The organism is Leifsonia sp. Root227 (genome assembly GCF_001428745.1).
In the GTDB taxonomy this organism is placed as follows: domain Bacteria; phylum Actinomycetota; class Actinomycetes; order Actinomycetales; family Microbacteriaceae; genus Leifsonia.
Window position 1 is genome coordinate 1 of the sequence record NZ_LMIO01000004.1, and the last position, 23,430, is coordinate 23,430.

Sequence of the window (23,430 nt, forward strand, 5' to 3'; positions counted from 1 at the left end):
GTTTTTGGCATTTGACATTGTGCACGCTGTTGAGTTCTCAAGGATCGGACGCTCCCACCATCCCGCATCACACGGTCAAAATGGGGCAACCTGTCAACCTTACCACTTTCAATCTGAATGTCAACTCGGCCGATTCGCGATCCTCAGTGCATCATGACGATGCGACCGAACACGCGAGCCGAGCAACAAAACCAGCTCGAAGAGTGAGGGGTTACCATCCTAAGCCGAATGGGCACGCTTGAACAAGTTCAAGTTACCGATAAGTTTAGGAGTTGGTCCCGCTTGAGGCCGGGGAGCAGTTCCGCTCTCCCGCACCTTTGGGGTGACAAGTAAGTACTTTACGGACGTCTCGGTGGCGTCGCAAATCGCGCCTGCATCTCGGGCGTGTCGCTCGTTCGGCAGCGCGCGTGCCCTCCCTCGGAGACGCAGAACACCCCGCGAGCCGGACCGTCGCGCGGGGCGGACGGTCGGATCAGCGGGGTGTTCGCAGATGGTGCAGAGGCGCGAAGTGGCCTAGAGACCCGAGTATGCGTGGAGTCCCTTGAAGAAGACGTTGACGATGCCGAAGTTGAAGAGAACGGCGGCGAAGCCGATGATCGCGAGCCACGCAGAACGCGAGCCGCGCCATCCGCGGGTCGCTCGGGCGTGGATGTAGCCGGCGTAGATCACCCAGATGATGAACGTCCAGACTTCCTTGGTGTCCCAGCCCCAGTACCGACCCCAGGCCTTCTCGGCCCAGATCGCTCCGGCGATCAGCGTGAACGTCCAGGCGATGAAGCCGACGATGTTCACCCGGTATGCGAGGTTCTCCAGAGCTGTCGACGTGGGAAGAGTCGCCAGGAACTTGAACTGCTGCGGTTGGGACTCTGCAACCTGCCGCTCGCGCCTGACCTGCAACAGCTGCAGGCCGGACAGGGCGAAGCCGAGAGCGAAGAACGCCGTGCCGAGCACGGCGACGATGATGTGGATGACCAGCCAGTACGACTGGAGCGCCGGCTGCAACGGCACGACGGGAACGTAGTACCGCAGCAGCGCGATCCCCTGCAGGACGAGCACCAGACCCATCACGAAGGTGCCGAGATACTTGATGTCCCACTTGAGGTTGACCGCGAGGAAGACCCCGACGATGACGAGGGTCCCCGTCATCGAGAACTCCCACATGTTGGCCCACGGCACCCTGTCGGCCGCGATGCCGCGGAGGACGGTCGCCACGAGGTGGAAAGCGAATCCGATGATGGTGAGCACGAATGCCCAGCGGATCGACGCAGACGAGTCGGAGCCGTAGAGCAGGTCGTCCTCGACCCTGTCGCTGATCCTCGCCGAGATCCTGCCGAGGGTGGAGGTTCCTCCTCGTCCGCCTGATCCGCCCGATCCCTCAGCCGTGATCGTCGCGGTCGTCGACCTGGCTGGAGCAGCGGCCTGCGTTCGACGTGCGACCGCACTCGGGACGGTGGACGCCTCGACGGCCGTCGCCCGCGCGCCTCTTCGCGACAAATCGAGGGCGAACGCGATGAACGCCGCCGCATACATTCCCATGGCCGCGTAGATGAACACGGTCGATAGCTGAGCGAGGGTTTCGGTCACGATGCAAGCCTAAGTGTTTCGGGGGCGGGTGAGGGCGTCGGCGTGATCGTCGGCGATGGACTGCACGGCGGCGGCGAGGTTCGGGTCCTCGCCTCGTGCGAGGCCGGCGTACTCGAGGGTGAGCGAGCCGTCCTCGTTCTCGATGGCTTTCACCCAGAGCCTACGCCGCGGCACGAAGAGCGCCACAAGCAGGCCGGCGAAGATCAGCACCGCGAAGGTCAGGACCCAGCCCTGTGCCGGGTCGTGGTGCACGTCGAGAGATGCATAGCGCTTCACACCGTCGAGGCTGACGGTGCCGAGGCCGTTCGGGAGCTCCACCGTCTCGCCAGGACGGAGCTGCAGCGCCTTGGTCTTGGTCGGCGGCCCGGCGAGCTGCTTGAGCGTGTCGGTGTTGAGGCTGTAGACCGACTGCGGAACGCCGCTGTCGACCCCGAGGTCACCGACATAGACGTTGAGGCTGAGCAGCGGGTCGTTCAAGCCGGGGAAGGTAGAGGTGAGTGCGCCCTTCGCCGTCGAGCTGTCTCCGACGGTCGGGTAGAAGAAGCCGATCATCCCGACCTGCTGCTTCAGGCCGTCCGGGACCTTCACGAAGCCGAGCGACGTGAGCCGCGCATCCTGAGGGAGGAACGGGATGGTGTCGGTGAAGGCGACCTTGCCGTCGGGGTCGCGCACGGTGATGGTCGGCGCATAGCCGTTGCCGAGGAGATAGACGTTCGTGCCCCCGATGGCGAGAGGTTCGTTGACCTTGATCGTGGTCGAGCTGGAGGTGTCGCCTGGGCCAGTGGTCGTGACGTGGGCCGTGTAGTCGAGCGGCTGGCCGATGGCGTTGTCGTTCTTGGTCTCGTACGCGACGTCGAGCTTGTCGACCTTGATCGAGAACGGCTGCAGCGTGGAGTCGCTGAAGAACCGGCCTGGGTTGAACGAGTTGTACGACGGCAGGCTGTTCACGAAGCTCTGACCCTCGACGACGACCTTCTGGCCGGTGAAGCCGAACCCGCCGCCGAGGCCGATCGCGAGGAGCACGCCGACGAGCGCCGTGTGGAAGACGAGGTTGCCTGTCTCGCGGAGGTAGCCGCGCTCGGCCGAGACCGACGTGGAGCGTGCATCCTGATAGACGGCGACGCGATAGCCGGACTTCTTGAGGAGGTCGCGCGCAGCGGCGATCGGCTCAGGACCGTTCTCGCGCAGGTCGGCCGGAAGCGTTCGCGCCTGGAAGCCCGCCATCCTGGTGAGACGCACCGGCGTCTTCGGCGGCTTGGCCCGCAGTGCGTCGAAGTGGTGCTTGGTGCGCGGGATGATGCAGCCGATGAGGGATGCGAAGAGCAGGAGGTAGATCGCGGAGAACCACACCGACGTATAGACGTCGAACGCCTGGATCTTGTCGAGGAACGGCGCGATGTCCGGGTGGTCGGTGAAGTACTTGGTGACGCCGTTCGGGTCGGAGCTCCGCTGCGGGACGAGCGAACCAGGTACGGCGGCGATGGCGAGCAGCAGCAGGAGGAACAGCGCTGTGCGCATGCTCGTGAGCTGTCGCCAGAACCACCGCAGCCAGCCGACGAAACCGAGCTTGGGCTGCTCGATCTCAGGCTGGTGCCGCGGAGGCGCCGAATCGATGTGGTCAGAGGGCCGGCTCAAAACCTTGTATCACCGCCAGGAATTGGGACATGAGCTGGCTCCAGATGCCGGAGGCCATGAGGATGCCGATGATGACGAGCAGAACGCCGCCGATGATGTTGATGACACGGATGTGCCGCTTGAGGAAGGCGACGGACCCGGCGACCCAGTCGAAGCCGAGGGCGACGAGAAGGAACGGGATGCCGAGGCCGATGCAGTAGAAGAGGCCGAGCAGGGCGCCGCGCCACGGCGACCCGCTGCCCACGCTGAGAGCGCTGATCGCGGCGAGGGTCGGGCCGATGCACGGCGTCCAGCCGAGGCCGAAGACGATGCCGAGCAGCGGCGCGCCGATGAGGCCGGTCGCAGGACGCCAGGTGGGCTTGATGGTGCGCTGCAGGAACGAGAACTGGCCGATGAAGACGAGGCCCATCGCGATGACGAGGACGCCCAGGATGCGGATGACGACCTCCTGCCACCGGACGAGCCACAGTCCCAGAGCGCCGAACGCCGCTCCGTACGCGATGAACACGATGGCGAAGCCGAGGATGAAGAGGGAGACGCCGGTGAGCAGGCGCGAGCGGTCGCGCTTGGCGCCCAGGTCGGTGAATCCGCCGACGTATGCGAGGTAGCCCGGCACGAGCGGCAGCACGCACGGCGACGCGAACGAGACGAGACCGGCGAGGACGGCGACCGGCAGCGCGAAAAGCAGCTGGCCGCTGAAGACGATCTCTCCGACTCCGCCCACGTCAGTGTGTCTCGGCGACGGCGTCGGAGATGAGCGAGTTCAGCGTGCTGGCGTCGGGAAGGGCACCGAGGATGCGCGCGGCGACCCTGCCCTTCTTGTCGATGACGAGCGTGGTCGGCGTCGCCTTCGGCGGAACGGTCTTGCTGAAGGCGAGCAGCACGGAGCCGGTGTCGCGATCGAGGACGGACGGGTATGTGACGCCCTTGTCCTTCTCGAAGCTCGCTGCGGTGCTCTCGGTGTCGTAGAGGTTCACCCCGAGGAAGTCGACGCCCTTGCCCTTGTACTTCTGGTACAGCGACTCGAGGAACGGAGCCTCGACCCGGCACGGCGGGCATCCCGCGTACCAGAAGTTGACGACGAGCACGTCTCCCGCGTAGTCCTTCGAGGAGACAGGGGTGCCGTCTGCGAGCGTGCCGCTGAAGTCGACCGCCGCCCCGCGGTTGTCCGCCGCGAACTCGCTGACGGTGCCGTCGCCAGCGATGTAGTTCTGGCCTGTACCGGCGCGGTACTGCTCGGCGAGGCCGTCGGAGGACGTGCATCCGCTGAGGACCAGAGCGGCGGACGCCGCGACGGCCGCGAGCGGGAGGAGGAAGCGGGAACGGCGGTTCACACGGCCCCCACATCGGTCGCGGTGGAATTCAGCTCGGCCGCCGGTTCGACGTAGCCGACCTCGATGATGCGCACGACGGGCGCTCCGTTCTCGGGGTGAGCAGATTCGGGGTGCGCCTGCTCGGGGTGCGCAGAATCAGGGTGCGCCCGCTCGGGATGTGCCTGCTCGGGAGGCGCCTGCTCGGCTCGGGGAGACGCGGCGGGCTGTTCCTCCGGCTCCACGATGGTCCGCTCGAACGTTGTGATGCTCGACAGGGCGCAGCGCCGCTTGCGCGGGTCGTGCCAGAAGCGCTCGCCGGCGACGGACAGATGCATGACCCAGATCGGAAGCTGATGACTGACCAGGACCACATCGCCGGACTCGACGGAGTCGAACGCGTCGTCGATGGCCGCGAGCATCCGCTTCTCGATGCGCGAATACGCTTCGCCCCAGCTCGGCCGGGCCGGGTTGATGAGGAACGGCCAGTTGACGGGCTTCTTCAGCGCCCTGGACATGACGGTGCCCTCGAAGTGGTTGGTCGGCTCGATGATGCGGTCTTCGATCCGTGCATCCAGGTCGAATGCCGATGCGATCGGCGCCGCCGATTCGCGCGTGCGCTGGAGAGGGGACGCCAGAAGCGCGGAGATCGGGCGTTCGCGCCCGATCAGTTCGTCCGCTGCCGCAGCGGCCATTCTGTGACCGAGTTTGGAGAGGCCGAAACCCGGCAGCCTGCCGTACAGGATGCCGTCGGGGTTGAACACCTCTCCGTGACGGACGAGGTGAACCTGGCTTGCTACCACGCGACCAGTCTACGGAGGCGTTTCCCTTGAATTCACTGAGCGCTGGCACGGGAGGCTCCTGGACGGGCCGCCCGGCCTGTAGTGGCGGACGGTAGGCTTGTGGCTCGTGACCGCACGAGTATTGATCAAGGACCTGGCCGCTTCCCCCGACGGCCCCGTGAGCGTAGCCGGCTGGGTGGAGACGGTACGCGACCAGAAGAAGGTGCAGTTCGTCGTCCTCCGCGACGAGAGCGGCGCCGTTCAGCTCGTGAATCCGCGCAACGTCGACGCAGACGGCGCGGTGATCGCCGACGAGCCGGCCACCACCATCTCCGGACTCTCCCAGGGCACCTTCGTGCGCGCCACCGGCGAGCTCAAGCACGACGAGCGGGTGAAGCTCGGCGGCATCGAGATCAAGCTGTCGACCCTCGAGGTTGAGACGGCGGCGGTCCCCGAGACGCCGATCGCGGCGGACAGCGGCATCGACAAGCGCATGGACTGGCGCTTCCTCGACCTGCGCGAGCCGAAGAACAACCTGATCTTCCGCATCCAGACCACCTTCGAGCACGCGCTGCGTCAGTACTGGATCGACAACGACTTCGTCGAGATCCACACCCCGAAGCTGATGGCCAGCCCGAGCGAATCGCGCGCCGAGCTCTTCGAGGTCGAGTACTTCGACACCACGGCATACCTGTCGCAGAGCCCCCAGTTCTTCAAGCAGATGGCGCAGTCGGCCGGATTCGGCAAGGTCTTCGAGATCGGCCCTGCGTTCCGCGCAGACCCCAGCTTCACCAGCCGTCACGCCACCGAGTTCACCAGCGTGGACGCGGAGGTGAGCTGGATCGACAGCCACGAAGACGTGATGCAGCTGCACGAGAACCTCATCGTCGCCGGCTTCACCGCCGTGAAGGAGAAGCACGGCGAGCAGATCAAGGAGCTGTTCGACGTGGAGGTGACGGTTCCCACCACGCCGTTCCCGCGCATCCCGTTGGCCGAGGCGAAGCGGATCGTTGCCGAGCGCGGCTACGAGGTGCCGCGTCACGACGACGACATGGACCCGGAGGGCGAGCGCCAGATCTCGGCGTACGTGAAGGAGACGTACGGGCACGAGTTCGTGTTCCTGACGGACTACGCGTCGAGCATCCGGCCGTTCTACCACATGCGCCACGAGGGCGACGCGTCGCTCACCAACAGCTACGACCTCATCTTCAACGGTGTGGAGATCTCGACGGGCGCACAGCGCGAGCACCGCATCGAGGTGCTCGAGGAGCAGGCGCGCGACAAGGGCCTCGACCCGGAGGAGCTCGGCTTCTACCTCGACTTCTTCCGCTACGGCGTGCCGCCGCACGGCGGGTTCGGGATGGGCCTCGCTCGCGTGCTGATGCTCATGCTGCACCTGTCGAACCTGCGCGAGACGACCTACCTCTTCCGCGGCCCGACGCGCCTCCTGCCGTAGCGCCTGGCGCGGGCATGGCCATCCAGTGGTCGCCCGCGACCAGGATGTGCCCGAGGAAGCGCAGACCGATGGTGGCCGCCGCCTGATCGAGGCGCCGAGTGAGCATGAGGTCGGCGACGCTCGGCTCGAGCGTGCCGCCAGGGTGGTTGTGGGCGACGGCGAACGACCGGCCGCCTCTCGTGAGGACGGCCTGCAGGACATCTGCGGGCTGGACGGAGACGTCGTCGACTCCTCCATCGCGGACGAGCACGAGTTCGAGCGGGCGCGAGGCGCGATCCGCGACAACGACGACGAAGCGTTCGCCGTCTCTGTGCAGCAGTTCGGGGCGGACGAGGCGAGCAACGGCCTCGTGGTCGACCAGCCTGGTCCACGACGACGACGCTCCGGCGCGCCGCCAGATCTCGGTGATGGCCACGAGCCTGCCCGCCGTGGCCGGCCCGACCCCTGGCAGGTTCTCGAGCCGCGCGAAGTCCATCGTCGCGAGGCCGGGGAAACCTCCCGTGCGCCGGAGGATCGAACGGGAGAGCGCGAGCACGCTCCGGCCGGACTGGCCGGAGCCGAGCACCAGGGCGAGCACTTCGTCGTCGGTGAGGGACCCGACGCCGATGCGCCGCATTCGCTCGCGCGGTCTGTCGTGGTGGGGAACATTCGCTAGTGACTCCTCGTCTTCCTCGTCGGACATGAGCCAAAGGTAGAAGCGCGCAGGGACCCCCACCGGTCCCCTCCCGAATCTGTGGATAACCGAAGGATGTGGACAACAGCGAGACGTCGACCCGGCGCGCCGGTGTGACAATGGGAGGGAATCCGGCCACAAGCCGGACAGCGCCGCGGCCATGCCGCGGCAGAGAAGCCACACGAAGGCAACGAAGGAGTCGCCATGACCAGTCCGCAGGACGTCGTCATCCTGTCCGCCGCCCGCACTCCGCAGGGCAAGATCCTGGGGGCTCTCGCCACCCAGTCCGCGGTGCAATTGGGCGCCGTCGCGCTGCGCAAGGCGCTGGACGAGTCCGGCGTCGGCGCGGATGCGGTGGACGCGGTGATCTTCGGACAGGTGCTGCAGGCGGGGGCCGGCCAGAACCCGGCGCGACAGACGGCCATCGCTGCCGGCATCGGCTGGAACGTGCCAGCGGTGACGATCAACAAGGTGTGCCTCTCCGGGCTGGCGGCGGTGATCGACGCGGCACGGCTGATCCGCGCGGGCGAGGCGACAGTGGTGGTCGCGGGCGGCCAGGAGTCGATGACGAACGCGCCGCACGTGCTCCCCGGTTCGCGGAAAGGCTGGACGTACGGGTCGATCGCAGCGCTCGACTCTGCCGCGCACGACGGGCTGACGGATGCGTTCGACGGGATCTCGATGGGCGCATCCACCGAGGGATACACCTCGAAGCTCGGACTCACGCGCGAGGCGCAGGACGCGTTCGCCGCGTCATCGCACCAGCGTGCCGGTGCGGCAGCCGCCTCCGGAGTGTTCGACGACGAGATCGCGCCGGTGAGCATCCCGCAGCGGAAGGGCGATCCTGTCGTCGTGAGCGCGGACGAAGGGGTGCGACCGAACTCGACGGCGGAGACGCTGGCCGGGCTGCGCCCGAGCTTCGCGGAGGGAGGCACGCTCACGGCGGGCAACTCGTCGCCCCTGAGCGACGGCGCCGCGGCGCTGGTGCTGACCAGCCGCGAGAACGCGGAACGGCTCGGGCTGGAGTGGCTGGCGGTGGTCGGTGCGTCCGGTCAGGTGGCCGGGCCGGACAACTCGCTGCACTCTCAGCCGTCGAACGCCATCGCTGCCGCCCTCGGCCGCGCAGAGTGGTCGGTCGACGAGCTGGACTTCGTGGAGATCAACGAGGCGTTCGCCGCTGTCGCGCTGCAGTCGATGGCCGACCTGGGGCTGGATGCGGTGCGGGTGAACATCCACGGTGGCGCGATCGCGCTCGGACACCCGATCGGCGCATCCGGAGCCCGGCTGGCCGGGACGGCCGCGCACGAGTTGGCGCGGCGCGGGAGCGGCAAGGCGGCGGTGGCCCTGTGCGGAGGCGGCGGGCAGGGCGAAGCGCTGCTGCTGTGGCGCTAGCGCGGCCGTGCCCGACGAACGTCAGTCGTTGGGGAGGTGACGCTCCTCCGCCCCGTTGTAGAGGGAGAGCGGACGGATGAGGGAGTTGGACGCGTACTGCTCGAAGACGTGCGCAGTCCAGCCGGTGACGCGGGCCGCCGCGAAGAGCGGGGTGAACGTCGCGGTGTCGAAGCCCATCAGGTTGTATGCGGGGCCCGACGGGTAGTCGAGGTTCGGCTTGATGTTCTTGCGCTCGTTCATCGCAGTCTCGAGGGCGTTGTAGAGGTCGAGCATGTCCTTGCGGTCGTAGTGCTCCGCCAGCTTCTCCAGCGCGGCCTTCATGGTGGGCACGCGGGAGTCGCCGTTCTTGTACACGCGGTGCCCGAAGCCCATGATCTTGCGCTTGGCGGAGAGGGCGTCGTCCAGCCACTCCTCCGCGCGGTCGGCCACCTCGATCTCGTCGAAGGCGTGCATCACGGCCTCGTTCGCGCCACCGTGCAGCGGGCCCTTGAGCGCGCCGATCGCACCTGTGACGGCTGAGTACACGTCCGACAGTGTGGATGCGATCACCCGCGCCGTGAACGTCGAGGCGTTGAACGAGTGCTCGGCGTACAGCACCAGCGAGACGCGGAACGCATCCACCACCACGTCGTCCGGGAGCTCGCCGAACGTCATCCAGAGGAAGTTGCTGGAATAGTCGAGGTCATCGCGCGGCTCGACGGGCTCCAGGCCGCGGCGGCGGCGCTGGTCGTAGGCGACGATGGTCGGCAGCTGGGCCAGCAGGTACACGGCGCGCCCGAGGTTCAGGTCGGGGTCGAGGATGCCGTCCGTCTGCCCGAGCGTGTCGTCGAGGCTGCCGAGGTGGCTGACCGCCGTGCGCACCACATCCATCGGGTGCGCGGCCACCGGGATGTCGTCGATGGCGCGCTTGGTGCGCTCGTCGAGCGCTCTCATCGAGCGCTCAAGGGTCGCGAACGTGGCGAGCTCGTCGTCGGCGGGCAGTTCGCCGTGCCAGAGAAGGAAGGCGACCTCCTCGAACGAGCAGTTCGCGGCGAGCTCCTGCACCGGATATCCCCGGTAGAGCAGCGAATTCGTCTCGGGGTTGACGCTCGAAATTGCGGTGGTGTCGACCACCACACCGGCGAGGCCCTTGTGGATCTCGGGGTCGGTCATTGCTGCTCCTTCGCTGCTGCCGGTCGCGCGCTCTTAGCGCTTGACCTCGAAATTGAACACGGACGTGTCGAACGCGTTGTAGCCCTCGTAGTCAATCAGTTCGTAGAGGTCGGCGCGATGCTGCATTTCGCCGAGCTTGGGTTCGAGGCTGCCGGTGTCGAGCAGCTGGTCGAGGCCGCGCTCGGCGGCGCCCATCGCCAGGCGCAGCAGCGAGACCGGCCAGATGACGATGTTCACGCCGACGTCGCGGAGCTGGTCGACCGTGAACAGGTCGCTCTTTCCGAACTCGGTCATGTTCGCGAGCATCGGGACGTCGATCGCGTTGCGGACGGCCTCGAACTCACCGAGGTCGCGCATCGCCTCGGGGAAGATCGCATCGGCGCCCGCATCCACCAGGGCCTTCGCGCGGTCGATCGCCGCATCCAGGCCCTCGACCGCGCGGATGTCGGTGCGCGCCATGATGAGCAGGTTCGGGTCGCGGCGGGCGTCCGCTGCGGCCCGGATGCGCTTGAGCGCGGTGTTCTCGTCGACGACCTGCTTGCCGTCGAGGTGCCCGCAGCGCTTCGGGTTGACCTGATCCTCGATGTGGAGCCCCGCGACACCGGCGTCCTCCAGGGTCTGCACGGTGCGGGCGACGTTCATCGGTTCGCCGAAACCGGTGTCTGCGTCGACCAGCGCCGGCAGATCGGTCATGCGCGCGATCTGGGCCGAGCGGCCGGCGACCTCGGTCAGCGTGGTGAGGCCGATGTCGGGAAGGCCGAGATCGGCGCTGAGCACGGCGCCGGAGATGTAGACGCCCTCGAAGCCCTTGCGCTCGATCAGCCTGGCGCTCAGCGGGTTGAACGCGCCGGGCATCCTGACAAGCTCACCGGATGCGAGGCGGGCACGGAAGGCGGCGCGCTTCTCGTGCGCCGGGACGGAGGAGTACAGCATCAGAAGAGTCCCTTCGGGGTCGGAACGCTCGCGAGCAGGCCCGGCTTGGCGGTGATGGTGAGGCCGCCGAGCTCGGCGGCCGTCAGCGACGGAAGCCGCTCTGCGACATCGAGGAAACGGTCGATCTCGGCCGGTTCGAGGACGTCGGCGGCGAGCATCCGGAATTTGGCGACGTAGTCGGCGCGTGCGAACGGCCGCGCGCCGAGTGGATGCGCGTCGGCGACGGCGATCTCGTCGGTGATGACGCTGCCGTCCGCCATGCGGATCTCCACGCGACCGCCGAACGCCTTCTCCGCCGGGTCGATGGAGTGGTACCTGCGGGTCCACTCCGGGTCTTCGGTCGTGGTCACCTTGCCCCACAGCTCGACAGTCTCCGGACGCTGGGCGCGCGACGGACGGTAGGAGTCGACGTGGTGCCAGCCGCCGTCCTGCAGCGCGACCGTGAAGATGTACGGGATGGAGTGGTCGAGGGTCTCGCGCGAGGCCGTCGGGTCGTACTTCTGCGGGTCGTTCGCGCCGGAGCCGATCACGAAGTGCGTGTGGTGCGACGTGTGGATGACGATGCTGTCCACCCGCGAAGGGTCGGCCGCCTCCGGGTGCTCACGGTGCAGCTTGCGGGCGAGGTCGATCCACGCCTGCGCCTGATACTCGGCCGAGTGCTCCTTGGTGTACGAGTCCAGGATGGCGCGCTTGGCCTCCCCCTGCTCGGGCAGCGGGACGTCGTATCGTGCATCCTTACCGTCGAGCAGCCAGGCGATCACGCCGTCCTCGCCCTCGTAGATCGGGGTGGGGCTGGTCTCTCCGCGCATCGCCCTGTCGATCGCCTCGACGGCCATCTTGCCGGCGAACGCGGGAGCGTGCGCCTTCCAGCTGGAGATCTCGCCCTTGCGCGACTGGCGGGTGGCCGTGGTGGTGTGCAGCGCCTGGCCGACGGCCTGGAAGATCACCTCCGGCGAGAGGCCGAGGAGAGTGCCGATGCCCGCGGCGGCGGACGGGCCGAGGTGCGCGACGTGGTCGATCTTGTGCGCGTGCAGGCTGATCGCCTTGGCGAGGTCGATCTGGATCTCGTAGCCTGTGGCGATGCCCCGGACCAGCTCGCGGCCAGAGAGTCCGAACGCGCGGGCTGCGTGCTGGGCGACCGCGGTGATCGGTGGGATGTTGTCGCCCGGGTGCGAGTACTCGGCGGCGAGGAAGGTGTCGTGGTAGTCGAGCTCGCGCACGGCGACGCCGTTCGCCCACGCCGCCCACTCCGGGCTGACGCGGAGGGAGGCAGGCTCGCCGAAAACGGTCGCCCCGTCCTGCGTGTGGCCGCCGGTCAGCTCCTCCAGCTCCCGGACGGGCAGTGGATGCGCCAGTGCCTGCGACCGCGCGGACACCACCGGACGGCGGGTGAGCGACGCGGCGGCTACGGCTGCATTGTCGATCACGCGGTTGATCACCATCTCGGTGACCTCCGCTGAGACGTCGACGGGGTCGGCCGCGACCTCCGCGATCTTCCAGGCGAGCTGATCCTGACGGGCGAGATTCTCTTCGCTTCTGTGCACACGAACGTTGTGGAGCTTCACGTATCGAACCTACCTCCCCGGAGCGGGGGACGCGGCGCTACGCTGTGCGCATGGTTCCTGGACCCTCGCTGCTCGCGTTCTCGATCGCATCCATTGCCCTGATCGTCATTCCGGGGCCGAGCGTGCTGTTCGTCATCGGGCGGTCGCTGTCGCTCGGGCGCGCCGGCGGGCTGCTGAGCGTGCTCGGCAACGCGCTCGGGATGCTGCCGCTGGTGATCGCCGTGGCGCTCGGGGTCGGAGCGGTGGTGGCGCAATCGGTGGTGGTGTTCACGATCATCAAGTTCGCCGGCGCCGCTTACCTGGTCTACCTCGGCATCCAGGCGATCAGGCACCGCAGGCACACGGCCGTGACGCACGAGGCGACACCGCCGGCACGGTCCCGGATGCGCATCCTGTCGGAAGGGTTCGTGGTGGGGCTGACCAACCCGAAGACGCTGGTGTTCTTCGTGGCGGTGCTCCCCCAGTTCGTCGACTACGGCGTGGGGAGCATCCCGCTGCAGATGTTCGAACTCGGTGCGGTGTTCCTGGTTCTCGCGCTCGCGTGCGACAGCGTGTGGGCGCTGATCGCTGGGACCGCGCGCGCCTGGTTCGGGCGGTCGCCGAAGCGCGTCGAGCGGCTGGGCGCCGCCGGCGGCGTGATGATGATCGGGCTGGGCGGGGTGCTGGCACTGACGGGGAGCAAGCGCTGAGGCTCGCGTCCGGCGCCGGATCGTGCGAAACGCGCGGTCGCGACGCGGCTGACCGCGCGCTTCGCACGACTCGTGCGCGCTAGATGTCGCCTGCGGTCGCGACGGGGGTGACGACGGCGCGGGCGAGCGAGTGGAAGTGCGCGTTGAAGCCGAGGACGGCGGGGGTCGACTCCGGGTCGAGGTCGAGGTGGTCGACGTCCAGGGCGTGCACGATCACGTTGTAGTGATGGGTGCCGGTTCCGGGAGGCGGCCCAGCGCCGGTGAAGCTCTTCGAGCCCAGCTCGTTCGAGAGCATCGCAGCGCCCTGCGGCAGGTTCGCGCCGCCCTCCGCTCCCGCGTTCGCCTCGAGCGACGTGACGTCAGCGGGGATGTTGTACACGGCCCAGTGCCAGAAGCCGGAGCCGGTCGGCGCATCCGGATCGTGGATGGTGACGGCGAAACTCTTGGTCTCCGCGGGGAAGCCGGACCAGGACAGCTGCGGGGAGATGTCCCCTCCCCCTCCGCCGGCGCCCCACTGGGCCGCGGCCAACGGGGTGTCCTGGGCGACGTCGTCGCTGGTGACGGTGAACTGAGGAACAGCGCCGAAGCGCTCCAGAGGATCTACGACGGTCATGCGGACAACGCTACGCCCGTCAGCCCGCGTGCGACTTGACCGGCACGGGAATCGGGGTGCGGCGGAAGCGCTGCGGGAGGCCGGTGACGCCCCAGACGGTCACGCGCCACATGGCTTCGCGGACGATGCCGCCGCTCATCTTGGATGCGCCGTGCTCGCGCTCCACGAACGTGATCGGCACCTCGGCGATGCTCAGGCCTGCGCGGTACGCCCTGCGCAGCATGTCGATTTGGAAGCAGTAGCCCTGGCTCTCCACGTCGGCGAAATGGATGCTGCGGAGAGCATCCGCGGTGAACGCGCGATAGCCGCCGGTGACGTCCTTGGCAGGAACACCGAGAGCGATGCGCGAGTACGCGCTGCCGCCGCGGGACAGGAAACGACGGCGGGCCGGCCAGTTCACGACACCGCCGCCAGGAACCCACCGGGAGCCGAGGACCACGTCGGCGCCGCGTGCCGGGGCGGAGGCGTTGGGGCTGCCTGTCGTGTCGCGCAGGGCTTCCAGCAGGCGGTGCAGCTGCTCCGGCTGGTGCGAGCCGTCCGCATCCATCTCGACGATGCGGTCGTACCCGGCGTCCAGCGCCCACCGCATCCCGTCGCGGTATGCGGCCCCGAGGCCCTCCTTGCCCGCCCTGTGCATCACGTGGATGCGCGGATCGGATGCGGCGAGCGCGTCGGCGAGCGCCCCCGTGCCGTCCGGGGAGTTGTCGTCGACGACGAGCACATCCACCTCGGGGGTGGCCGCGCGGACGCGTCCGACGATCGACTCGACGTTCTCTCGCTCGTCGTAGGTCGGGATGATGACCAGGGTGCTCACCCCACAAGCATCGCCGATGTTGGTGAATGAAAGGAAACCGATCGGCCGGGAGAACTGAGAGAGCGCACAGGCGGCGCGGCCTAGCATGGTGCGGTGCCCGTGCCGAAAGTCCTCCTCTACTACGTGTTCACGCCCCTCGCCGACCCCGACGCCGTGCGGCTGTGGCAGCGCGACCTCTGCGAGTCGCTCGGGCTGCGCGGGCGCATCCTGCTGTCGGGCGACGGGATGAACGGCACGCTCGGCGGGGAACTCGATGCGTTGAAGAAGTACCTGAGGAAGACCAAGGACTACCCGGCATTCAAGAACCTCGACGTGAAGTGGAGCGAGGGCACCGGCTTCGACGAGGACGGGCTGAGCCTCGACTTCCCTCGGCTGTCTGTGAAGGTGCGCGACGAGATCGTGAGCTTCGGAGCCCCTTCCGAGCTGGTGGTGGACGGATCGGGGGTGGTCGGCGGCGGAGAGCGTCTCGACCCTGCGTCGCTGCACGCGCTGATCGAGGCCAGGGACGACGTGGTGTTCTTCGACGGACGCAATCGATTCGAGGCGGAGATCGGGCGCTTCAAAGACGCCGTGGTGCCGGATGTGTCGACCACGCGCGACTTCGTGGCGGAACTCGACAGCGGGAAGTACGACCACCTCAAAGACAAGCCGGTCGTGACCTATTGCACGGGCGGCGTGCGCTGCGAGGTGCTTTCCGGGCTGATGCGGTCCCGCGGGTTCGGCGAGGTGTACCAGCTCGACGGCGGCGTGGTGCGGTACGGGGAGACGTTCGGGGACGACGGGCTGTGGGAAGGGTCGCTCTACGTGTTCGATCAGCGGCAGTCGGTGCAGTTCAGCGACCACACGGCGGTGATCGGGCACTGCGTGGTGTGCGGCGACGCGACGGAGCGGATGCGGAACTGCGCGGATGCGTCGTGCAGGGAGCAACTCGTGGTGTGCGAGGCGGAGCGTGCGGTGTACTGCGCGGTGCACGGCGAGGGTGCGGCTTGGGCGGTGTGACGGCGAGGGGTGCGACGGCGGGTTGATGCGGGTTCTGCCCTGGCCGATCCCTCCACTTCGCTCCTAGCGGACGAGTTCTCCACAGCCTTCCGGGAACCATTGCCGCCCCGCGCGCGTTGCGGCCATCATGAACAGCATGGATCCGGTGGCAACAATCGTCTGGATCGTGTCGTTCGTTCTCGTCACGGTCACGGTCACGGGTCTGTCGCGCCGTGTCGGCTGGTCGGCGCCGGTGGTGCTGGTGGTCGTCGGGGCTGTGGTGTCGTTCATCCCCGGCATTCCGCACATCGAACTGGAACCGGAGCTCGTGCTGTACGGGCTGCTGCCGCCGCTGCTGTTCGCCGCGTCCATCCAGACGTCCTTCGTGGATGTGCGTGCCAGGCGAGACGGCATCCTGCTGCTCTCGGTGGGGCTGGTGGTGTTCACGGTGATCGTGGTCGGGTTCGCCACCTGGTGGGTCGTGCCATCGCTCACGCTCGCGGCGGCATTCGCGTTCGGGGCGGTGGTGGCGCCGACGGACACGGTGGCGGTGACGGCGATCGCCGGGCGGCTGCACCTCCCCAGACGTCTCGTCACTGTGCTCGAGGGCGAGAGCCTGCTCAACGACGCCACCGCACTCGTGGCGCTGAACGCGACCATCGCCGCGATCGTGAGCGTCGTGAATCCGTGGGCCATCGCGGGCGACTTCGTGCTCGCGGTGGTGGTGGGCGTCGCGGTCGGGCTCGGGGTGGGCTGGGTGCTGGCCATCATCCGCAAGCAGCTCCGCGCGCCGGTGCTGGACACGTCGCTCGGGCTCATCACCCCGTACCTCGCGTTCATCCCCGCGCAGTTCCTGCACGGGTCCGGCATCCTGGCTGTCGTGGTGTCCGGGCTGTACCTCGGCTACCGGTCGCCGACCATCCAGACGGCCGAGGCGCGGATCGCGGAGTCGATCAACTGGCGCACGATCCAGTTCCTGCTGGAGAACGCGGTGTTCCTGTTCATCGGGCTGGAACTGTCCGGCATCCTCGCTGGAGCGTTCAAGTCCGGGATCACCGTGGGGCAGACGGTGGTCATCAGCGTGGTCGTGCTGCTCGCGATCTCGCTCGCGCGGTTCGTCTGGATGGTGCTCACGACGGCGCTGTACCGCTACGGGCCCCAGCGTCTCAGGGAACGCGGCTGGAACTGGCCGACCGGGATCGCGGTGTCGTTCGCGGGCATCCGCGGGGTGGTGACGCTCGCGGCCGTGTTCCTGCTTCCTGACGCGACACCGCACAAGGAGTTCCTGCAGTTCCTGGCGTTCGTGGTCGTGGTCGGCACGCTGCTGGAGGGGCTCGCGCTGCCCTGGGTGATCCGCCGGCTGAAGCTCCCGCCTCCCGACTTCGCGCAGGAGGCGAGCGAAATGCAGCGACTCCTCGCCGAAGCCCAGACGGCCGGGCTGGAACACCTCGACTCACAGGTGACGGGCGACGAAGACGAGCGGGTGGTGCAGCGCCTGCGGGTCAACGCGGTCTTCCTCGCCGACGCGCTCGAGAACCCGTCGCCGAAGGAGGACGAGGACGTTCCCGTCGAGTACCAGAAGCTGCGCCGCTCGATGATCAGGGCCGAGCGGCAGGCGGTGTTGGAGGCGCGGGCGGAAGGGCGGTATCAGGAGCTGGCGGTGCGTTCGGTGCTGGCGTTCCTGGATGCGGAGGAGTCTGCGCTGAAGTCGTCCGGACCGAAGAAGGGGCTTATGTAGGAGGGGCTGAGGTCGGTGGCGCTGATGTAGGAGGGGGCGACGACCGGCCTGGGGCTTCCGTGGCGTCCGCGGCGACACTCTCGTCGTCAGTGGGGGCGCCGCCGGCGGCGGTGGCGGGACCGGTTGCGCCGGTGGCAGCGGTTGCCGACGCGACCGCCACGCGATCGCTCGGCCGGGTGCGCCGGCGCGGGCGGCGGGCCCAGAGTCGGGAGCGCTGGGAGGACAGGGCGAGGACGACCAGGATGTCGAGAGGGAGACCGAGCAGATTGTTGTGGAGGGTGACCTGGGGGCCGCCGTTGAAGAAGTCGATGGCGGCCACGATGACGAGGAGGGAGCTGTAGGACATCGACGCGATGCGGGCCCAGTTGCTGCCACGGAAGACCAGGACCGCAAGGAGCAGGTAGAACAGCAGGCCGATGGCGAACAGGATCATCACCACCGCAAGAGCCACCTGCACGATCGACTTCTCGGCAGGGGTGAGGGCGATGGTGGGGTCATCCACCTGCGCCTGGACGAAAGCCCGCCAGTCGATCACGGTCAGCGCGACGAACACGGCGCCCGCCACAGTGCGCAGCAGCATGAGCAGGAAGCCGAGCGAGGTCGGCACGGGCCGCAGCTGAGCCCTGGCCGCGCGGCGCGCATCCGCCTGGTCGGCGACGGCGATCGCAGCCGCATCCACGGCCACCGGGCGAACGTCGATCACCGGCAGGTTTCCGTCTGTCTCGATGCTGTCGCCTCCGCCGTTGCGGGAGTGGTAGCCGGTGGAGAAGTCCTCGATGACGTCGACGTCCACGCCGATCCGCGCATCCATCAGGGTCGAGACGATGTGGTCGCGTTCGATGTCGGTGTTCGCGTCGATCTTGTGCGTGATCTGCAGTGTGAACAGGGAGAAGCCGACGGAACGGTCGAACGTGCCGGCGGCCATCCAGTCGGCGTCGTGTCCTCCGGGGAGCAGCCACCCCTCCGGGCAGCGCCAGAACCGCACGTGGTGGCGTTTCGACGGGTTGCCGCGGACCTCCTGTTGGTACGCGACGTCCTGCTGGTGGCCGAACAGGAACAGCGGGCTCACGGGGGCCTCGTCGTAGCTGCGGCGCAACAGCGTGGATGCGATGATCCCCCAGCTCGTGCGCAGGGTCACCTCGTCGGCTCTAGTCCAGCCTGCCTCTGTCATCGCCCTGTCGAGCTGCGCCTCGGTGCCGAGCACGGCCAGGTTGATCGGGTCGCCGAGCAGGCCGTCGCTGGTGCGCGCCCTGCCGATGAAGTAGTCGGGCACGTAGATCGACGTGAGGATGCGGTGCAGGCGCGGAAGCACCAGATACGCGACCACCACCCAGAACAGCACGAAGAACGCGATGAGGAACCAGCCCCAGGAGAAGCTCTCGGTCAAGACGATCCACGCCAGCCAGACCGCGGCGGCACCGCCGAACACGAAGAACAGGTTGTCGACGACGACATTGACCGATCGGCGACGGGCCGTCGTCGACCTGGTCTTGGTCACCGTCGTCTCGGCCATGCGCTCATCCTAGAACCGCCGCGCGAGGGCGTCAGGGGTAGACGCGACCGGAGTTGGGGCGTGGGTGGATGGTCGAGGTGGACGCTCCCGGGCGGGCGGCGGAAGCGGGCGGGGCGGCAGAGGCGGGAACGAACGATTGGGCGGGGTCGATTGCCGCGGGGGTCGGTCGTATGGTGACAGGGTGACTGGAATCGAGGAACGCGGCACCGAACTGCGGCGGCTGCACGAAGAACCAGAGCTGTTGCAGGTCGTCAACGTGTGGGATGCGGTGAGCGCGCGCACGATCGCCGCGCTTCCCGAGACACGCGCCCTTGCGACGGCGAGCCACTCGATCGCGGCGTCGCACGGGTACGAGGACGGCGAGCGGATCCCGCTCGAGCTGATGATCGCGGCCATCGGTCGCATCGTCGAGGCGACCGACCTGCCCGTCAGCGCCGACCTGGAAAGCGGGTACGGCGACCCGGGCAGCACGATTCGGCGGGCGATCGGGGTCGGGGCGGTCGGGGCGAACCTCGAAGACGCGCACCGGCCGTTCGACCAGGCGGTCGCCGCCGTGCGCGCGGCGGTCGCGGGGGCGGAAGCCGAGGGCGTGCCGTTCGCGCTGAATGCGCGCACGGACGTGTTCCTCGGAGACGACCCGCGACCCATCGCAGAGAAGGCGCGGGAGGCGATCGAACGAGGACGGGCGTTCCTCGACGAAGGAGCCACCTGCGTCTTCGTGCCCGGGCTGCTGGACGAGACGGTGATCGAGCAGCTCGTCGGCGGGCTCGGGCCGCGGAAGCTGAGCGTGATCGGGGTGCCGGGGTCTGTCGCCCCTGGCCGGCTGCAGGAGCTGGAGGTGGCGCACGTTTCGTACGGTCCGTGGACGCAGCGCCTCGCACTGACGGCGCTGCAGGATGCGGCGAGCGCGCTGTACGCGGGCGGGGTGCTTCCCGACGGGGTACGGGTGCTGAACTAGCGCGCGAGGGCGAGCCGGGCAGGGCATCCGCGTGGCGGCGTATGGTGAAGCGCATGACTGACTTCCGGGCCATCGTGATCGAGCAGGAGACCGAGTCGGGGCGGATCGTCGCGCACACCGCGGAGGTTCGGCGGGTGACGGACGCCTTTCTGATGGCGGGGGACGTGACGGTCGCCGTCGAGTACTCCGACCTCAACTTCAAGGATGCGCTCGCCATCGGCGGGCGGCCGGGGGTTGCGAGAACCACTCCGCTGATTCCGGGCATCGACCTGGTCGGGGTGGTCGAGGAGTCGGAGGACGAACGGTGGCGGCCGGGAGACCGGGTGGTGCTGAACGGCGACGGCATCGGCGAGTCGCATCACGGCGGGCTGGCGGAGCGTGCGCGGGTGCGCGGAGATGCGCTGGTGCGGGTGCCCGACGTGCTGAGCAGCGAGCAGGCCGCCGCCATCGGGACGGCCGGATTCACCGCGATGCTGTCGGTGCTCGCGCTGGAACGGAACGGGCTCGACCCGCAGGCGGTCGCCGATGCAGGGTCGAGCGTGCTCGTGACAGGGGCGGCGGGCGGGGTCGGGTCTGTGGCCGTCGCGCTGCTGGCGAAACTGGGCTACCCGGTTACCGCATCCACCGGGCGGCCGGAGGAACAGGCAGAGTACCTGACCGATCTCGGGGCGAGCGCGATCATCGACAGGGCGGAGCTCAGCGACCCCGGCAAGCCGTTGCAGCGGCAGCGCTGGGCGGGGGTGGTGGATGCGGTCGGCAGCCACACGCTCGCCAACGCGCTCGCGCAGACGACCTACGGCGGCACGGTCACGGCCTGCGGGCTCGCCCAGGGCTCAGACCTGCCCGCCACAGTGATGCCGTTCATCCTGCGCGGCGTGACGCTCGTCGGCATCAACTCCGTCGAGGCGCCGATCGCGCTGCGGGAGACGGCGTGGCGGAGGCTGGCGACCGACCTCGACACCGAGGCGCTGGCGGCGATGACGGCGTTCATCCCGCTGGCAGAGACCATCGGCGCGGCAGACGAGCTGCTAGCAGGGCGGCTGCACGGCCGGACAGTGGTGGATGTGCGCGCCTGACCAGGCCGGAACCAAGCCGCCCGTTATGCTGACCGCATGATCGTCCTCGCGACCGTGGTCGTCACCCTTGCGGCAGCACTGCACATCGCCATCTTCGTGATGGAGAGCGTGGGCTGGACGCGGCCGGCGGTGTGGAAGCGGTTCGGCGTCGCGTCGCAGGAGGCAGCGGACACCACCAGGCCGATGGCGTACAACCAGGGGTTCTACAACCTGTTCCTCGCCATCGGGGCCATCGTCGGGCTGATCCTCTACGGGGTCGGGATGCACGACGCAGGGCTCGCGCTCATCCTGTTCAGCACCGCGAGCATGTTCGCGGCGTCTGTCGTGCTCGTCACCACCGGGCGCGGCTACATCCGGCCGGCGCTCATCCAGGGCGTCCTTCCGCTGCTCGGGTTCATCCTGATGCTGCTGTCCTAGCCGCAGCGGACACGAACAGCAGCCGCAGCCGTCACCGCAGCTCCGGCGCCACGTGCTCCGGCAGGAAGCCGCGGCCGATCACCCGCGCGCTGACCCTGCGCGCGACGGGCATCGCCGCCGCGAGCAGCCCGCGCAACGGGGCGGGAAGCGGGTCCGGCAGCCGCGCGGCCCCGCCCGGGCGTCCGATGAACTCGTGCGCAGACAGCTGCAGCCGCTGCATCCGCGCCACCGGAGGGAGGCGTCGCTCCTGCACGGCGGCGAGCACGCGCAGGTCCACCTGCCCGGAGCGGAGGGGCGCCGCGACGGCGTTCGCGGTCGCGACCGCATCCTGCACCGCGTAGTTCACACCGACCCCGAACGCGGGCGACATCGCGTGGGCGGCATCGCCGATCGCGAGGAACCCCGAGCGGAACCAGCGGTCGAGGCGGTTGATCTGCACGGAGAGCAGCTTGACGTCGTCCCAGGAGGCGATGGCGTCTGCCACGGGCGCGAGCACGGGCGCCACCTCGCCGAGCACCCGGTGGAAGTGCGGCAGCCCGGCCTGCTTCAGGGCGTCGAATCCACCCTTCTCGATGATCATGCCGGTCTGGAAGTACTCGCCCCTGTCGATCGTGATCACCATCGAGCGCTGGTCGATGTACGCGAGCGTGCTCGGCGGCACCACCGCGGGCTTGGGCACGCGGAACCAGAGCACGTCGATCGGTACGCCGAAGCGCCGCGGGCGCAGGCCTGCCGCATCCCGGAGGATCGAATCGCGGCCGTCCGCCGCCACGGTCAGGGAGGCTCGGAGCTCGACGTCTCCGTCAGGGCCGCGTGCGATCACGCCGCGCACCACGCCGCCCTCCTGGATGAGGCCGACCGCCTCTGTCTGCATCCGCAGCTGGAAGCCGGGCAGCGCAGCCGCCTCCTCCGCGAGGAAGTCGAGGAAGTCCCACTGCGGCGCCATGACCAGGAAGTCGTCCGGCGGGGGCAGCATCCCGAAGTCGATGGGATGCAGCCTGGTGCCGTTGATCACCGCATCCAGGGTGTGGATGGTCGTGTGCGGAAGGCCGAGGAATCGATCGCGCAGCCCGAGCTCGCCGAGGACGGTGATCGTGGACGGGTGGATGGTGTCGCCGCGGAAGTCGCGGAAGAAGTCGGCATGCTTCTCCAGCACCACCACGTCGAGCCCGGCCCTCGCGAGGATGAGGCCGAGCATCATGCCGGCTGGACCGCCTCCGGCGATCACACAGGAACTCTGGACGGCTTGCATAGTGCTCAGCGTATGCTCACTCGCATGGCCATCATCGGTTCCATACTGATCGCCGCGGCTGCCATCGTGCACCTGGTGTTCTTCGCGATGGAGAGCGTGCTCTGGTCGTCGCCAGGGGTGTGGCGCCGATTCGGCGTCGCGAACCAGCGGGATGCGGACACTGTGCGGGCGATGGCGTACAACCAGGGGTTCTACAACCTGTTCCTGGCCGGCGGCGCTGCGGTCGGTCTGGTGCTCTACTGGACGACGCTGCGCGAGGTGGGGTTCGGGATCGTGTTCTTCTGCGCGGTGTGCATGGTGCTGGCCGCCGTTGTCCTCGTCACGACAGGGCGCGCCTACGTGCGGGCCGCCCTCGTCCAGGGCGTGCTGCCGCTTGCCGGGCTGATTCTGCTCGTGATCGCGTAGCGAGGCCGCCGCACCGTGTGCGGCTAGAGCGTGGTCTCGCCGGGGGCGGGCGTGCCGGTGGCGTCGACCCGCAGCGCCTCGACGAGCTTCGTGGCGTGCGGGGTGGAGACGATGATGCGCGAGTACTCCTCGCCCTCGAGATCGATCACGACCGCCGCGCGCTGCTTGCCCTTGATGAGCAGGAAGTCCTTGCCGCCGTGGAACTTCCAGGTTCCGACGGAGAGCGTCAGCGGCACGGCCGCACCTGGCGCGCGGATGCCGCGAATCCAGATCCACGGGTCTTCCGTGATCGCCACCGACCGGATGCTCTCCCTCGGGACGACGAGGTCGTCGCGCTTGAGCGCAAGCACCCTCTCCGCCGGCGTGAGGTGGATCTCAAGTCGGTCGGGGTGAACGTGCATATCGGCCATGCTTCTATCCTGCCAGCGGGCACCGGATCGTGCGGGCGGAATCCTCACAAAGAGATAACCCTTCGGTCGGTGGTTTCCACACACC

Annotated in this window: 23 protein-coding genes; 9 read left to right on the forward strand and 14 right to left on the reverse strand. The window is 68.4% G+C overall.

What is annotated here, in order from left to right; translation table 11 throughout:
* Window positions 1-513 precede the first annotated feature (513 nt).
* The 5 genes from ccsB to ASE16_RS14640 are packed head-to-tail and all read right to left on the reverse strand — an operon-like array spanning window position 514 to window position 5,332.
* Window positions 514-1,584, reverse strand: a complete 1,071-nt coding sequence (gene ccsB / locus ASE16_RS14620; protein WP_235500520.1) for a c-type cytochrome biogenesis protein CcsB — start codon at window positions 1,582-1,584, stop codon at window positions 514-516.
* A 9-nt stretch (window positions 1,585-1,593) separates the two neighbouring features.
* Window positions 1,594-3,219, reverse strand: a complete 1,626-nt coding sequence (locus ASE16_RS14625) for a cytochrome c biogenesis protein ResB (protein WP_055896634.1) — start codon at window positions 3,217-3,219, stop codon at window positions 1,594-1,596.
* Window positions 3,203-3,943: a cytochrome c biogenesis CcdA family protein gene (locus tag ASE16_RS14630; protein WP_055896637.1), complete on the reverse strand. Its 741-nt coding sequence runs from the start codon at window positions 3,941-3,943 to the stop codon at window positions 3,203-3,205. The genes ASE16_RS14625 and ASE16_RS14630 overlap by 17 nt, the downstream gene beginning before the upstream one ends.
* Window position 3,944: 1 nt before the next feature.
* Window positions 3,945-4,553: a TlpA family protein disulfide reductase gene (locus ASE16_RS14635; RefSeq protein WP_055896641.1), complete on the reverse strand. Its 609-nt coding sequence runs from the start codon at window positions 4,551-4,553 to the stop codon at window positions 3,945-3,947.
* Entirely contained in the window at window positions 4,550-5,332 is a 783-nt protein-coding gene (locus ASE16_RS14640; protein ID WP_055896643.1) for a histidine phosphatase family protein, read from the reverse strand. The genes ASE16_RS14635 and ASE16_RS14640 overlap by 4 nt, the downstream gene beginning before the upstream one ends.
* Before the next feature lie 121 nt (window positions 5,333-5,453).
* Between ASE16_RS14640 and aspS the strand changes: the two genes are divergently transcribed.
* Window positions 5,454-6,767 carry an aspartate--tRNA(Asn) ligase gene (aspS, locus tag ASE16_RS14645; protein ID WP_082581495.1) on the forward strand — a complete coding sequence of 438 codons (1,314 nt, stop codon included), beginning with the start codon at window positions 5,454-5,456 and terminating at the stop codon, window positions 6,765-6,767.
* Here the strand turns inward: aspS and ASE16_RS14650 are convergent.
* Window positions 6,697-7,449, reverse strand: coding sequence for a JAB domain-containing protein (locus tag ASE16_RS14650; protein WP_162255981.1), 753 nt, complete (start codon window positions 7,447-7,449; stop codon window positions 6,697-6,699). The genes aspS and ASE16_RS14650 overlap by 71 nt on opposite strands.
* 195 nt (window positions 7,450-7,644) lie before the next feature.
* Between ASE16_RS14650 and ASE16_RS14655 the strand changes: the two genes are divergently transcribed.
* Complete coding sequence (locus ASE16_RS14655; protein WP_055896650.1) at window positions 7,645-8,832, forward strand: acetyl-CoA C-acetyltransferase; 1,188 nt, start codon at window positions 7,645-7,647, stop codon at window positions 8,830-8,832.
* Between the two features lie 21 nt (window positions 8,833-8,853).
* On the opposite strand, the gene ASE16_RS14660 is transcribed toward ASE16_RS14655, so the two are convergent.
* Genes ASE16_RS14660 through ASE16_RS14670 form a run of 3 tightly spaced genes read right to left on the reverse strand, consistent with a single transcriptional unit; the run spans window position 8,854 to window position 12,482 of the window.
* The gene (locus ASE16_RS14660; protein ID WP_055896653.1) at window positions 8,854-9,984 is read right to left on the reverse strand and encodes a bifunctional 2-methylcitrate synthase/citrate synthase; all 1,131 of its coding nucleotides are present in this window, start codon (window positions 9,982-9,984) and stop codon (window positions 8,854-8,856) included.
* 33 nt (window positions 9,985-10,017) lie between these two features.
* Window positions 10,018-10,917 carry a methylisocitrate lyase gene (gene prpB, locus ASE16_RS14665; protein ID WP_055896655.1) on the reverse strand — a complete coding sequence of 300 codons (900 nt, stop codon included), beginning with the start codon at window positions 10,915-10,917 and terminating at the stop codon, window positions 10,018-10,020.
* Window positions 10,917-12,482 (reverse strand): MmgE/PrpD family protein, encoded by a 1,566-nt coding sequence (locus ASE16_RS14670; protein WP_055896658.1) that lies wholly within the window; start codon window positions 12,480-12,482, stop codon window positions 10,917-10,919. The genes prpB and ASE16_RS14670 overlap by 1 nt, the downstream gene beginning before the upstream one ends.
* A 50-nt stretch (window positions 12,483-12,532) precedes the next feature.
* Here ASE16_RS14670 and ASE16_RS14675 point away from each other — a divergent pair, with 50 nt between their 5' ends.
* Window positions 12,533-13,171 carry a LysE family translocator gene (locus ASE16_RS14675; RefSeq protein WP_055896662.1) on the forward strand — a complete coding sequence of 213 codons (639 nt, stop codon included), beginning with the start codon at window positions 12,533-12,535 and terminating at the stop codon, window positions 13,169-13,171.
* 79 nt (window positions 13,172-13,250) lie between these two features.
* Here ASE16_RS14675 and ASE16_RS14680 read toward each other — a convergent pair whose 3' ends face one another.
* Window positions 13,251-13,784 (reverse strand): YbhB/YbcL family Raf kinase inhibitor-like protein, encoded by a 534-nt coding sequence (locus tag ASE16_RS14680; protein WP_055896664.1) that lies wholly within the window; start codon window positions 13,782-13,784, stop codon window positions 13,251-13,253.
* 19 nt (window positions 13,785-13,803) lie between these two features.
* Window positions 13,804-14,598 carry a polyprenol monophosphomannose synthase gene (locus tag ASE16_RS14685; RefSeq protein WP_235500521.1) on the reverse strand — a complete coding sequence of 265 codons (795 nt, stop codon included), beginning with the start codon at window positions 14,596-14,598 and terminating at the stop codon, window positions 13,804-13,806.
* A gap of 93 nt (window positions 14,599-14,691) precedes the next feature.
* Between ASE16_RS14685 and ASE16_RS14690 the strand changes: the two genes are divergently transcribed.
* Window positions 14,692-15,597: a rhodanese-related sulfurtransferase gene (locus ASE16_RS14690; protein ID WP_055896668.1), complete on the forward strand. Its 906-nt coding sequence runs from the start codon at window positions 14,692-14,694 to the stop codon at window positions 15,595-15,597.
* A gap of 136 nt (window positions 15,598-15,733) precedes the next feature.
* Window positions 15,734-17,314 carry a Na+/H+ antiporter gene (locus ASE16_RS14695; protein ID WP_235500522.1) on the forward strand — a complete coding sequence of 527 codons (1,581 nt, stop codon included), beginning with the start codon at window positions 15,734-15,736 and terminating at the stop codon, window positions 17,312-17,314.
* Here ASE16_RS14695 and ASE16_RS14700 read toward each other — a convergent pair.
* Window positions 17,307-18,827, reverse strand: a complete 1,521-nt coding sequence (locus ASE16_RS14700) for an LssY C-terminal domain-containing protein (RefSeq protein WP_082581498.1) — start codon at window positions 18,825-18,827, stop codon at window positions 17,307-17,309. The two genes, ASE16_RS14695 and ASE16_RS14700, sit on opposite strands and share 8 nt — an antisense overlap.
* A 181-nt stretch (window positions 18,828-19,008) precedes the next feature.
* On the opposite strand from ASE16_RS14700, the gene ASE16_RS14705 reads away from it, so the two are divergent.
* From ASE16_RS14705 to ASE16_RS14715, 3 genes are read left to right on the forward strand one after another with little or no spacing between them, the layout of a single operon-like run.
* Window positions 19,009-19,785 carry an isocitrate lyase/PEP mutase family protein gene (locus ASE16_RS14705; RefSeq protein ID WP_055896673.1) on the forward strand — a complete coding sequence of 259 codons (777 nt, stop codon included), beginning with the start codon at window positions 19,009-19,011 and terminating at the stop codon, window positions 19,783-19,785.
* Between the two features lie 53 nt (window positions 19,786-19,838).
* The gene (locus ASE16_RS14710; RefSeq protein WP_055898774.1) at window positions 19,839-20,861 is read left to right on the forward strand and encodes an MDR family oxidoreductase; all 1,023 of its coding nucleotides are present in this window, start codon (window positions 19,839-19,841) and stop codon (window positions 20,859-20,861) included.
* Window positions 20,862-20,897: 36 nt separating this feature from the next.
* Window positions 20,898-21,278, forward strand: a complete 381-nt coding sequence (locus tag ASE16_RS14715) for a DUF1304 domain-containing protein (protein ID WP_055896675.1) — start codon at window positions 20,898-20,900, stop codon at window positions 21,276-21,278.
* Between the two features lie 31 nt (window positions 21,279-21,309).
* On the opposite strand, the gene ASE16_RS14720 is transcribed toward ASE16_RS14715, so the two are convergent.
* A complete protein-coding gene (locus tag ASE16_RS14720; protein WP_055896677.1) occupies window positions 21,310-22,530 on the reverse strand; it encodes an FAD-dependent oxidoreductase in 1,221 nt (406 codons plus the stop codon).
* 24 nt (window positions 22,531-22,554) lie between these two features.
* On the opposite strand from ASE16_RS14720, the gene ASE16_RS14725 reads away from it, so the two are divergent.
* Window positions 22,555-22,935: a DUF1304 domain-containing protein gene (locus tag ASE16_RS14725; RefSeq protein ID WP_055898777.1), complete on the forward strand. Its 381-nt coding sequence runs from the start codon at window positions 22,555-22,557 to the stop codon at window positions 22,933-22,935.
* Window positions 22,936-22,958: 23 nt separating this feature from the next.
* Here ASE16_RS14725 and ASE16_RS14730 read toward each other — a convergent pair whose 3' ends face one another.
* The gene (locus tag ASE16_RS14730; protein WP_055896678.1) at window positions 22,959-23,345 is read right to left on the reverse strand and encodes a hypothetical protein; all 387 of its coding nucleotides are present in this window, start codon (window positions 23,343-23,345) and stop codon (window positions 22,959-22,961) included.
* Window positions 23,346-23,430 lie beyond the last annotated feature (85 nt).